9 protein-coding genes are annotated in these 11707 nt (G+C 61.0%); all 9 read right to left on the bottom strand.

What is annotated here, in order from left to right; genetic code table 11:
- Positions 1-135: 135 nt before the first annotated feature.
- The 9 genes from ACF8GB_RS16215 to ACF8GB_RS16175 all read right to left on the bottom strand — a co-directional run bounded on the left by ACF8GB_RS16215 (position 136) and on the right by ACF8GB_RS16175 (position 11675).
- On the bottom strand, positions 136-375 hold the full coding sequence (locus ACF8GB_RS16215) for a hypothetical protein (protein ID WP_058605645.1): 240 nt from the start codon (positions 373-375) through the stop codon (positions 136-138).
- 38 nt (positions 376-413) lie between these two features.
- Positions 414-1187, bottom strand: a complete 774-nt coding sequence (locus tag ACF8GB_RS16210) for an enoyl-CoA hydratase (protein WP_058605646.1) — start codon at positions 1185-1187, stop codon at positions 414-416.
- A 13-nt stretch (positions 1188-1200) separates the two neighbouring features.
- The gene (locus tag ACF8GB_RS16205) at positions 1201-2328 is read right to left on the bottom strand and encodes an acyl-CoA dehydrogenase family protein (RefSeq protein ID WP_197844284.1); all 1128 of its coding nucleotides are present in this window, start codon (positions 2326-2328) and stop codon (positions 1201-1203) included.
- An 8-nt stretch (positions 2329-2336) separates the two neighbouring features.
- On the bottom strand, positions 2337-3530 hold the full coding sequence (locus ACF8GB_RS16200; protein ID WP_197844283.1) for an acetyl-CoA C-acyltransferase: 1194 nt from the start codon (positions 3528-3530) through the stop codon (positions 2337-2339).
- A gap of 11 nt (positions 3531-3541) precedes the next feature.
- Positions 3542-4309 carry an SDR family NAD(P)-dependent oxidoreductase gene (locus tag ACF8GB_RS16195; protein ID WP_197844282.1) on the bottom strand — a complete coding sequence of 256 codons (768 nt, stop codon included), beginning with the start codon at positions 4307-4309 and terminating at the stop codon, positions 3542-3544.
- A 13-nt stretch (positions 4310-4322) separates the two neighbouring features.
- Complete coding sequence (locus ACF8GB_RS16190) at positions 4323-5969, bottom strand: AMP-binding protein (protein WP_392475319.1); 1647 nt, start codon at positions 5967-5969, stop codon at positions 4323-4325.
- 125 nt (positions 5970-6094) lie between these two features.
- Positions 6095-7996: an NEL-type E3 ubiquitin ligase domain-containing protein gene (locus tag ACF8GB_RS16185; protein WP_392527327.1), complete on the bottom strand. Its 1902-nt coding sequence runs from the start codon at positions 7994-7996 to the stop codon at positions 6095-6097.
- A gap of 96 nt (positions 7997-8092) precedes the next feature.
- Positions 8093-10402: a dermonecrotic toxin domain-containing protein gene (locus tag ACF8GB_RS16180; protein WP_392527326.1), complete on the bottom strand. Its 2310-nt coding sequence runs from the start codon at positions 10400-10402 to the stop codon at positions 8093-8095.
- A gap of 250 nt (positions 10403-10652) precedes the next feature.
- The gene (locus tag ACF8GB_RS16175) at positions 10653-11675 is read right to left on the bottom strand and encodes an AraC family transcriptional regulator (protein ID WP_392527324.1); all 1023 of its coding nucleotides are present in this window, start codon (positions 11673-11675) and stop codon (positions 10653-10655) included.
- Positions 11676-11707 lie beyond the last annotated feature (32 nt).

Genomic DNA, 11707 nt, shown 5'->3' with positions numbered 1-11707 from the left:
CGGCGCCTGGACGACCGCGCGCTTAGAAGCAAGAGCAAGAGCAGCGGCAGCGGCAGCGGCAGCGGCAGCGGCAGCGGCAGCGGCAGCGGCAGCGGCAGCGGCAGCGGCAGCGGCAAGGATTAAAAGCCACTTTGGCTACTTGATCAATGCCTCCGACTCTAGCTGCGGCAAACGCCGCCCGTCCGGCAACATGATCTCAACTGTCGTCTCGGTAACCCGCCGCTCAGGCTGCACCGCCTGTTGCTGCGCTTTGCGCGCTTCAACCCTGCGCTCGATCATGCTGGGATACCGAGACGCCAACATCATAAGCGCAGCAACAAACAGGAACACCAAAAGTATCGCACCTGCATCACCCTGAGCGCGACGCTTCTTCATCCTTGAACCACCGTGCAAATCCCTGCAAAACGCCCCCATCAACGATCCTTGAATTGCGCCTCACGCTTGGCGATGAACGCGGCCATGCCTTCTTTCTGATCTTCGGTAGAGAACGCCGCATGAAACACCCGCCGCTCGAATCGCACACCTTCGCTGAGGGTGACTTCGAACGCGCGGTTAACGCTCTCCTTGACCATCATGCTTACCGGAATGGACTTGGCAGCGATAGTGGCGGCCACTTTCAGCGCCTCCTGCAACAGCTCGTCCTGCGGCACGACACGCGCCACCAGCCCTGAGCGCTCCGCTTCCTCAGCACCCATCAGGCGACCGGTCAGGCACAACTCCATGGCTTTGGCCTTGCCCACCGCACGGGTCAAGCGCTGCGTGCCTCCCATGCCCGGCAACACCCCAAGGTTGATTTCAGGCTGACCGAACTTGGCATTATCGCCAGCCAAAATGAAGTCGCACATCATCGCCAGCTCACAACCACCGCCCAGCGCAAACCCCGACACGGCGGCAATGATCGGCTTGCGCCGGTTGGCGATGCGGTCGGCATCGCTGAACAGGTCGTCCACGTAGATTTGCGGGTACTTGAGCTCAGCCATTTCCTTGATGTCAGCGCCAGCGGCAAACGCCTTCGCCGAACCTGTGAGCACCACGCAGCCAATGCCAGGGTCGCGCTCGAGCTGATCCAAGGCCTGGTTCAGTTCGCTGACAATCTGCGCGTTCAAGGCGTTGAGCGCCTGCGGGCGATTGAGCGTGATCAGGCCAACCTTGCCATGAATGTCCAACAGGATGGTTTCAAATGCCATGTGGTCTGCTCCTTCAAAGATTGCGCGCAATGACCATGCGCTGAATATCGCTGGTGCCTTCGTAAATCTGGCAAACCCGCACATCGCGATAGATGCGCTCCAGCGGGAAGTCGCTCAGATAGCCATAACCGCCCAGGGTCTGCAAGGCGTTTGAGCACACCTTCTCTGCCATTTCCGAAGCAAAGAGCTTGGCCATGGACGCTTCCACCAGCGCAGGTTGCCCCGCATCGCGCAAGGCGGCAGCGTGCAACACCATCTGCCGGGCGACGGCGACCTGGGTTGCCATGTCCGCCAAGCGAAAAGCCACAGCCTGATGCTCGATCAGCGGCTTGCCAAAACTCTGCCGCTCCTTGGCATAGTCACGGGCCACTTCGAAGGCGGCGCGCGCCATGCCTACCGACTGGGCCGCGATGCCGATGCGCCCGCCCTCAAGGTTGGCCAAGGCAATCTTGTAGCCCTCACCTTCCTCACCCAGTCGGTTGGCCACAGGCACGCGCACGTTGTCGAACACGATCTGACAGGTATCGGAAGCATGCTGGCCGAGCTTGTCCTCGACACGGGCCACCTGATAACCCGGTGCGTCGGTCGGCACGATGAACGCGCTGATGCCGCGCTTGCCGGCCTGCGGATCCGTCACGGCGAACACGATCACCACCCCGGCATTCTGGCCGGAGGTGATGAACTGCTTGCTGCCATTGAGCACGTAGTGCTCGCCCTCACGGCGCGCGCGGGTTTTCAGGCTGCTGGCATCGGAGCCTGCCTGTGGCTCGGTCAGGGCGAATGCCCCGAGCATGGCGCCGGTTGCCAGGGGCGTTAGAAACGCACGCTTTTGCTGTTCAGAGCCAAAACGCAGAATAGGCACACACCCGACCGAGTTGTGCACGCTCATGATGGTCGAGCAGGCACCATCGCCGGCCGCGATCTCCTCCAAGGCCATGGCGTAGGCTACATAACCGGTGTCGCTTCCGCCCCACTGTTCAGGCACCAGCATGCCGAACAGGCCGAGCGCTGCCATTTCCTCGATGGCTTCGCGGGGAAACCGATGCTCCTTGTCCCACTGTTCGGCAAAAGGGCGCAGCCGCTCCTGGGCAAAGCTGCGCACGGCATCGGCGATCTGTTGTTGTTCTTCGTTGACCAGCATGGTTTACCTCACTCCAGGCATTCGACAGCCATGGCCGTGGCTTCACCACCGCCAATGCAGATGGCCGCCACCCCACGACGCAGGTTGTTCTGGCGCAGGGCGTGCAGCAGCGTGACCAGGATGCGCGCCCCTGAAGCGCCGATCGGGTGGCCCAGTGCGCAGGCGCCGCCATGGATGTTGACCTTGCCGTGGGGCAGGTCCAGATGTTTCATGGCTGCCAGGGTCACCACGGCGAACGCTTCATTGATTTCAAACAGGTCGACATCGGCAAGCGCCCAACCCGTGCGTTTGATCAGCTTGTCGATTGCCCCGATAGGCGCGGTCGGGAACAGGGCCGGTGCATCGGCGAAGGCCGCATGGCCGTGGATAACGGCCATCGGTTTCAAACCTCGCTTGTGCGCCTCGGAGCGACGCATCAGCACGAGTGCCGCCGCGCCATCTGAAATGGAGCTGGCGTTGGCAGCCGTTACCGTACCGCCGTCTCGAAACGCCGGGCGCAATTGCGCGATCTTGTCCAGGCGCGCCTTGGGCGGCTGCTCGTCGTCCTTGACCAGACGGCGTTGCTTGCTTTCAGTCACCTCCACCGGGACGATTTCATCCGTAAAGCGACCATTGAGAATGGCCTGTTGGGCACGGGTAAGCGATGCGATGGCAAAATCGTCCTGGTCTTTACGACTGAAACCATTGGCCTGGGCACAGTCTTCGGCAAACGTGCCCATCAAGCGACCCTTGTCATAGGCGTCCTCAAGACCATCCATGAACATGTGGTCCATCACCTTGCCATGGCCCATGCGGTAACCGCCGCGGGCCTTGTCCAGCAGGTAGGGGGCGTTGCTCATGCTCTCCATACCGCCGGCGACCACCACGTCGGCGCTGCCTGCCGCCAGCAGGTCATGGGCAAGAATGGCAGCCTGCATGCCGGACCCACACATCTTGTTGAGCGTCGTACAGGTGGTGTGCTTGCCCAGGCCGGCGCCCAGTGCAGCCTGACGCGCCGGCGCCTGCCCAAGGCCTGCCGGCAACACGCAGCCGAACAGCACCTGATCGACGCTGTGCACCTGCACACCAGCGCGCTCAATCGCGGCGCCAATGGCCGCACTGCCCAACTGCACGGCAGAGAGGCTGCTAAGCTCGCCTTGCAACCCCCCCATCGGGGTTCGTACTGCGCTGACGATGACGATGGGATCTTCTCGGGTGTTCATGGGGGTTATCCTCACTTGGCTGCCATGCGCAAGGCACCGTCCAGACGGATGACCTCACCATTGAGCATGCTGTTCTCGATGATGTGGCGCGCCAGCGCCGCGTATTCCTCTGGACGCCCAAGGCGCGGAGGAAAAGGCACGCCCGCTGCGAGCGAGTCACGAACCTCGGGCGTCATCCCGGCCATCATCGGGGTTTCGAAAATGCCCGGCGCAATGGTCATCACACGAATACCGTAGCGCGCCAGCTCGCGCGCGGCGGGCAACGTCAGGCTGGCAACGGCCCCTTTGGACGCTGCATAGGCACTTTGCCCGATCTGGCCGTCGTAGGCCGCGACGGAGGCCGTGTTGATGATCACGCCCCGTTCGCCACCGTCGTCCGCCTCTGCGTCGGCCATCGCCTCGGCACATAACCTCAGCAAGTTGAAGCTGCCCACCAGGTTGATATTGATGACACGGGCAAAACTGGCCAGGCCGTGCGGGCCTTGTTTTCCCAATACCCTTTCAGCGCCCACGATGCCTGCGCAGTTCACCAGACCGTGCAGGCTACCGAACGCTGCAAGTGCTGCCGATACGGCCGCCTTTGCAGCTGCTTCGTCACTGATGTCGGCCACGCTGAAATGCGCGCGCTCGCCCAGCTCGCGGGCTTTGGCTTGCACGGCGTCGCCGTTGAGGTCCACAAGCATGACCGACGCGCCTGCCTCGATCAGCATGTGCGCGGTGGCGGCGCCTAGACCGGAGGCAGCGCCGCTGACGATGAAGTGTTTGTTGGCTATTTGCATGGTCGGTTTCCTTTCAAGCGCTGGCCGTGGTGGCGAGCTGCGCGTGTTGTCGAGCTATTTCCTGATTGCGCAGGATGAAGCGTTGCAGCTTGCCGCTGGGGGTCTTCGGCAACTCGCTGACGAACTCGACTTCTCTGGGGTAGGCATGGGCGTATAGGCGCTGGCGAACATGCTGGCGCAGCTGCTCTTCAAGCTCGGCGCTGGCGCCGTAACCCTTGGCCAGTACCACGAATGCCTTGATCACCTCGGTGCGCTCAGGATCAGGCTTGCCGATCACTGCAGCCTCAATAACGGCTGGGTGCTCGATCAATGCGCTCTCCACATCGAAAGGCCCAACCCGATACCCGGACGTGGTAATCACATCATCGCTGCGCCCGACGAAGCTGATGCTGCCGTCGGGGTTCAGTTCGACGGTATCGCCGCTCAGGTAGTACTTGCCGACAAAGGCCTTGGTCGGCAACCCGTGGTAACCGGCGAACCAGCATAAGGGCGATTGTTCGCGATCCACCGCCAGGATACCCGGCTGACCGGCGGGTAGTTCGCGTCCCTGCTCATCGAGCACCACAATCCGATGCCCCGGTATGGCAAAACCTGCAGATCCTACGTGCACCGGGTGGGCCAGGCCGTGATGGTTACACAGCACCATGCCCAGCTCCGTCTGCCCGTAGTGATCATGAATGGTTACCCCGGCATGCTCGGCGAACCAGCGGATCACTTCCGGGTTCAAGGGCTCCCCTGCACTGCTCACCACGCGCAGGCGTCCTTTGACTGGGGTACTGAACTGCTCACCGGCTGCGATGAGCATGCGAAAGGCCGTTGGCGAGCCGGCCAGGTTGTTGATGCCCAACTGGGTAATGACCTGCGTGCAGCTGTCGACACTGAAGGGGCCATTGTAGAAGGTGGTCGCGTGGCCCAATGAAAGCGGCCCGGTGACTGCGTAATACAAGCCATACGCCCAGCCCGGATCAGCCAGGTTCCAGAACCTGTCCTCGGGGCGCAGATCGATGGCATCACGCATGTAGCCTTGGAACGCTACGATGGCCCGTAGCGGTACTTCAAGGGGTTTTGCAGGCCCGGTGGTTCCAGATGTGAACATCAACAGGAAGGGATCGTCACCTGTGAGCATGACCGGCTCGCAATCAGGCGAGGCGCTTTCAAGACACCGCTGGAAGTCCGGTTCGCCATCGCGGGTATCGACCGTGATCGTGAGCGGGCAAGCTTTGACATCATCGAGCTTTATCCGATTACTGCGGTCAGTGACCACAACACGGGCCTGCGACTGGTGCAGTCGGTGCTCGATCGCAGCAGGCCCGAAGGCGGTGAACAACGGCTGATAAACGGCACCCAGGCGCCAGGTGGCGAGAATGGTGATCAGCAGTTGCGGGGTGCGAGGCAACAGCCCCGCTACGCGGTCGCCCACACTGACACCATGGGCACGCAGGACGCTGGCAAAGCGGGTGGCCAGCACTTGCAACCTATCGAAAGTCAGCTGCTCGTAGTTGCCTTCACTGTCCAGCCAGTGCAGGGCCACCTTGTCGACGCCCGTGTGGCGATCACAACACTCGACACAGGCGTTAAGGGCCTGCAGCTCGCCCTGCAAGGCCGCCTGCGCGGCACCAAGGTAATGGAACGAGCGAGCGGCCTCGGCGTAGTCACGCATCGTCAGACTCCTGCTTTTTTATTGTTGGAGTGCACGGTTAAGTCCGGACGATGTTCGCGCCGCTCAGGCGTAACCACAATGGCCAAACCATTCATTGTGGATGATCGGTTTGGCCACAACGGCGGTTAGCCCAATCCGCGTTCGCGCCCTAACAGCAATTGCCGGGTCAATTCAAATACTAGCGACTGGTCCTGAGCGGCCTGCTCGGTGTCCAGGCTGTCGAGCTGAAGCTGATAATCAACGGCATCCAGCGTTGATTGCCGCAAAGCCAATGCCGATCGACGTGCGGCGAACTGGGCCTGCAGTGCTTCAAACACCTCGGTATGCCGCTCGTGGATGTAACTGGCCCAAAACACACGTTGGGACAGGCTCATCGATAGCGCGTCAGGGGTCATCGCTGCCATCACCTCACGGTAGGCGTTCTCAAGCTGAATGCTGGTCAGCTCGGCAGCATCGGCGTAGAGCATGCTATGGGGCTGACACGGCAGGTTCAGGCGAGCCCGCAACCTCACACGGTAGGCCAGGCTGACGGCAGCTTGGTCCACCCTTTCCCGCGCGGCCAGGCGCTGCAATACATCGCGCCTGGCGACCTGCTCAAGCCGGTCCAGGCGAAACAGTTGCTGCCCGATACCCAATAGCTCATTGCCGCGCTCCGGCGCGACGTTGTGCTCAGCCCCATCGACGAGTGCTCTGAGTTGAAGCTCACTGAACCGATCAGCAACGCTGTTCATACAGGTCAATGGCAGACGAGCCAGGCTTTGAATTCGCTGCCTCAGTTGCTCGTTGCCATCAATGGCTTGGAGTAAAGCCCACACCCGCTCCGCCAACTGAAACGATGCAGTGTCGTAGTCACCGGTATCTTCAAGAAGCCCCAACAGCCGTACCAGGCCAGCGCTGTCCGAATCAGTCATCAGGCGCGCCCAGAGGGCCTGACGGCTTACACGCAATTGCGGATCGCCTGCATCGAGCCAAAGATCACAGGTCACCTGCGGGTCGATTACACGCCGCGGCTCGGGAAGATGAAAATGCTCGGCGATTGAATCAAGGGCAAAGAGCCGCTGCATCTCGACGCTGCTTAACCGGTTTCGCTCCACCATGAAGCTCATTCGGCGGGCGTGTGGCAACTGTAGAATTTCCGCAGGCACAATGTGCAGGAGGTTGTCACGCAGGTCGACGCGTTCTAAGGTGCTGCACAATTCCAACCCGTGAGGCCACCCACCCAACCTGCAGTGACGCAAGTTGAGTTCCACCAGGCGCGTCAACTGGTTATAGCGCATCCCAAATGCCCCCAGCGGGTTGTAGCTCAGATCCAGGTGAGTCAACTGCGGCAGGCGGGTCAGCGCGTTCAAGGCGTGATCGTCCAGCCGAATGCTGTTGCGTGCAAGGCGCAGGGTTCGCAACTCGACCAGGTAGGCAATTTCCGTAGGCACGCCCAGCAGACCGTTGCTGCTCAGGTTCAACTCTCTCAAACGGGTGAAGCATGAAAGGAATCCAGCGGGCATGTGCGTAATCGGCACGTCACTGATGACCAATGATCTTGTGAGTTCGAACTCGATATGGGCAGGCAGCTCGGGCAAGCTGCCCACATTCAGATTGACAAGGCTCAGCCGCTGACCGGCCGCCTCATCGCCCAGAGGTTCGCTCGTCTGTCGCCAGGCCCGGCGGATCTGGTCGGCGACCTGCCGACGGACCCGCTGACGAGCCGGATTGGACTCGAAGCCTGTCCAGCGGTTCAGGTGTCGCTCAAGATCAGCATGGTCCTCTTCCAGTTCCAGCAAGGCGTCATAGGCAGCCTGAGGGCCTTCGAGCAAACGCGCCAGGCGGTTGTCGATCGCACCATCGGCCAGACCAGGGTACAGATTGCGTAAGCGGTTCCTTAGCAGGCTGTCGGGGCTACGACGTCGAGCCGGACGACCGCTGAGTGGGTAGCCTACGCGACCGTCGGGCATACGCCGGCCTGGGTTGAACCAACGATCCTGTCGAGGCCAGCCAAGTAGTTGCTCGACCTCGGCATGCGTTTCAGGCATCTGTGCCACCAGGCGATCACGCAAGGTCGCGGCAGCGTGATCGCCATCCAGATTAAGCGCAGTGCGCTGGGCAGGCTCCAGCAATGCGAGCAGTGTCTAGTAGAAGTCGTGCGACTCGTCTATCAAAGCACCATAGCCTGCACTTGCCTCTTCGATGGCCCGGAAACGCCCCTCCTTGTGAACGATTTTGATCAGATTTGCATCCGGCGACTGATCACCTATCGTCGCAATCCGGTGCGCACCCGGGCCGTCTGTCCAGAGCTCTATGTGCAAGGCCGGCCATGCGTCCAATCGCTGCAGCAGGGCCAATGCGAGTTCGCCCGCTTCATCGCAGTAAGCGTTGGGCAGGTATACACCGCATATGGCCCGGGTCAACCTGGCAACACGCAGCAACGAAGCACCCTGGCGTAGGCACCGCAATGGCAGTTTTCCCGTGCTCAGGGCAAGATCACGCTCGGTTCGCCCAATGTCAGCGGCCAGACTTTGGACATAACGCTCGGGCAGACCCGGCATGTCGGATCTGATGACTGAGGACAATGGATCATCGCCCTTCGGTATCTGGCAGAGGTGCTTGAACATGAGCCCGCGTAAGCGACCTGCATCCTCAAGAAGGCGCTCATGCAACTGCGACCCTCCACCAGCAACGGTTTGCTCCAGGCACCACTGCATCAACGCTTCTTCGTTTCGTGGGCTTGCACCAGCTTGCAGGGTTGTAAAAAACCTGCTGACACGCGCATCGGCTTCGAAACGCTCCAGGCTGTCACGCAGACTGGCTGGAATGTCCCGCGCCTCTACCAGTAAACCCCGTAGCGCGGCAACATCGATTCCGGCGGCCTGTAACACTTTGCTCGCCTGCTGGTGAGTGAGCGGTCTTGCCTGAGGCCAAAGCTGTTCGAGCATGAGATCGGGCTGATCCGCTTCCAGTGGTCGACCATCGTTCAACCGCCAGCTTCGCTCGCCAAAGTGTTCGAGAACAGGCCCGAAGCCTTCCGGACGCTGAGCATGACGCAAGCGCCATGGCCCACTAGGATCAGGGCGATGCGCCTGGAAATAGCGTTTGCCACTACGGAAGAACGCTCGCCCCCAGTCCCTGTACAAACCGTCGCTCCCAAGTTGTGGGTCCTCCGGCAAGCTGGCGTAGACCTTGAGGTCGTTGGCCCATAGCCGCGACTTCCCATCGAACCCGCGCACCGGTTCCAGTCCTTCTACAAAATCAGTGGCTGCATATCCCCTGGCCAGTATGTTGGCTCCGGCGCCGACAACGGCAGTCACTGCTATCGTCTCGGCCACACCAAGCATGTGCTCCAGAGCTTCGTGCTGATGACCGTGATACCAGTCAGCTGCGCCCTCGAAGACTTCCGAAAGCGTTTGCACTACCAATTGTCCAAGCAGCATTGCGCCCATCACAGGTATGAAAAGTCCAGCCAGATTGACCAGATTCCAACCCAACGAGCGCCACTGGTTGCGTCGCACTTCAGAAGCGTGTCGGTCCACCTGCGCGGTTGGCACCAACAACAGACGCGCGTCGTCCTTGATTCGCTGAACCTGCTGGTCGACCAGCCTTGAGAAAATATCCTCCGTTCCTGTGACGCCTTCAAGCGACAGGTCAGGCACGGGGTCGCTCAAGCGCTTGTTCAATGTATCGAGAAAGGAAGCGCGCCCCTCCACAGAGACCAACTGACTGAAGTAAGCCCGGTAATTCTCCTTCTGCAGAGCGGTCGCGAGCACGGCGTTCATTTCCTGGATGGACGTGAAATGGCGCAATGCCTGGCCAGGATCGCTGGGCCTGTAGAGTATGCTCCCTCGATCCGTACCGTGCTCATCGCGCAACTGGACGAGCACGACATCGCACAGGGTATGCCCCAGCATGCTCAGCAAGCCTGGGTAGGCACGCAGCTCGCCGTGATCGACCTCATCGCTCGCCAAGCCCGCCAACGCAATCTGTTGCCCGGCCGTCAAATCGCCGCGCAGTGCTGCCACTTCGGTAGCTAACTCAAGCGCCGCTCGCTTGTCTGCAATCAGTGCGTTGCAGGTGTCGTCGGTGAACACCTGCGACAAGAGCTTCTGATAGCGCCCGCCAGCATTCAGGTCCCGGCATGCCTGCACCAGGGCATCGATGTCTGCGGTGAGCAAGCTGTCTTCACCTGTATTCACCAGACCAGTGCCCAGGTAGAAGCTAGCCTGCTCGTGAAAATTCTGCATCAGGCGCAAAACGGCAGGCTCTCTTAACTCGATTACCTCATCGATCGGGAGGCCGGTGCCTTGCGGGACTTTGAAATTGCGCCGTATCTCCCGCCACTGCAGCGCATCCAGGGCCGGGCTGCCCGGCAGATCTGCAACCAGCCTCTGCATATGCAACTCAGCGAAGCTTTGCAGTGGAATCAACCGCCGCGTAGAGGCGCGCACGCGTTCCTGGCTGGCCTGGTGCGCTTTGAAGCGGTCACGCAGCCGGTTGAGCTGAGCGGGAGAAGCGCGCTTGAGCCACTCAGGCAGGCGCGCGGCTATGAAGTCATGGGTAGCGCTTGCGACCTTGGCAGAGGACGCATTGAAGCCGGAAGCAGTCGTGAGGGAAGCTGACATCGTGTAGGTCCTGTCGATGCTGATTCAACCTGGACTGTGTGATGGGCGCTCAGCGAGTGGCAGACGGAAACCCGACCTAATCGACCTTCCCTGCACCCAGGACCAACGTTCGGTAGTGACCCGGATTGCAGCCAAACCACTTGCGGAAGGCCTTGTAGAACGAACTGCTGTCGGCAAAGCCCAAACGCGCTGCGATTTCCAGCATCCCAACCTGCTCCTGCGCCAACCAGCTGATAGCCAATTGGCGCCGCACGCTGTCCTTGAGGGCCTGATAGCTATGCCCCTCCTCTGCCAACCTGCGCCGCAGCGTAGAAGCCGACAGGCATAACCGGCGGGCGAGCCCATTCGCATCGGGCCACGACGCTGGGTCTTGCTCACTCAGCTTGCGTCGAATGCGTCGAGCGAGGCTGTCGGGATCTCGATACTTGACCAGGATGTTGGCAGGCGCCTGGGCCAGGAAACGGTGCAGCTCGTCATCGCTGCGCCGGATGGGCTGATCGAAGCAATCGGCGGCCAGGATCATACGGGTGCGCGGTCGAGAGAACTGTAGGTTTTCCGAAAACATGACACGGTAGTCATCGCAGAATGCAGGTTCGGTACAGCGCAATTCGATGGCCAGAATCGGAATGCGACGCCCTGCCAGCCAACACGCCACACCATGGACGATCATCCAGAATGTGAAGTAGGTGAAGGCTCGTCGAGGCTCATCAGTGGGCTCGACGATGACGATCTCGGCCAGGCTTTGCTGGCGAATCAAGTGAGGCTGTAGATAATCCAGGGTCAACGACAGGAAAGCCAGTGCGGTTTCGATGCCTGCCCCGACCGTTGGTTGCCCCCTGCTGGCACGGCAGAGAAATGCCAGGCTGCCGCTGCGTAGCCCGCGCGGGTCCATGGCAAAGAACTCATCGTTGCAGCGCCGCGCCAGCAGGCGCCAGAGGCGCGCGTAAGCAGTTGCCGGCACACGCGCACCTGGCAGCGAAAGCAGGTGCGGCTCGATGCCTGCCTTGCGTAGCACCAGAGGCGCGTGGCCTGCTTGAGGACAAGCCTGCAACAACGCCTCGCGTACCAATTCGATGGAGATAGTGTCCTTGTCGCTCATTGGCGGCCCAGTTTGCTCGAATGCAGCCATCT

The sequence above is a fragment of the Pseudomonas sp. xss_4 genome (genome assembly GCF_043104125.1).
Taxonomy (GTDB): Bacteria; Pseudomonadota; Gammaproteobacteria; order Pseudomonadales; family Pseudomonadaceae; genus Aquipseudomonas; species Aquipseudomonas parafulva_B.
Note: the sequence above shows the minus strand (reverse complement) of the source record. Positions and strands in the feature narration are given on the sequence as shown.

Bases quoted from the DNA above. Each gene is read 5' to 3' on its own strand.
- ACF8GB_RS16215 (WP_058605645.1), bottom strand. From the start codon at position 375: ATGAAGAAGCGTCGCGCTCAGGGTGATGCAGGTGCGATACTTTTGGTG.
- ACF8GB_RS16210 (WP_058605646.1), bottom strand. From the start codon at position 1,187: ATGGCATTTGAAACCATCCTGTTGGACATTCATGGCAAGGTTGGCCTG.
- ACF8GB_RS16205 (WP_197844284.1), bottom strand. From the start codon at position 2,328: ATGCTGGTCAACGAAGAACAACAACAGATCGCCGATGCCGTGCGCAGC.
- ACF8GB_RS16200 (WP_197844283.1), bottom strand. From the start codon at position 3,530: ATGAACACCCGAGAAGATCCCATCGTCATCGTCAGCGCAGTACGAACC.
- ACF8GB_RS16195 (WP_197844282.1), bottom strand. From the start codon at position 4,309: ATGCAAATAGCCAACAAACACTTCATCGTCAGCGGCGCTGCCTCCGGT.
- ACF8GB_RS16190 (WP_392475319.1), bottom strand. From the start codon at position 5,969: ATGCGTGACTACGCCGAGGCCGCTCGCTCGTTCCATTACCTTGGTGCC.
- ACF8GB_RS16185 (WP_392527327.1), bottom strand. From the start codon at position 7,996: ATGCCTGAAACGCATGCCGAGGTCGAGCAACTACTTGGCTGGCCTCGA.
- ACF8GB_RS16175 (WP_392527324.1), bottom strand. From the start codon at position 11,675: ATGAGCGACAAGGACACTATCTCCATCGAATTGGTACGCGAGGCGTTG.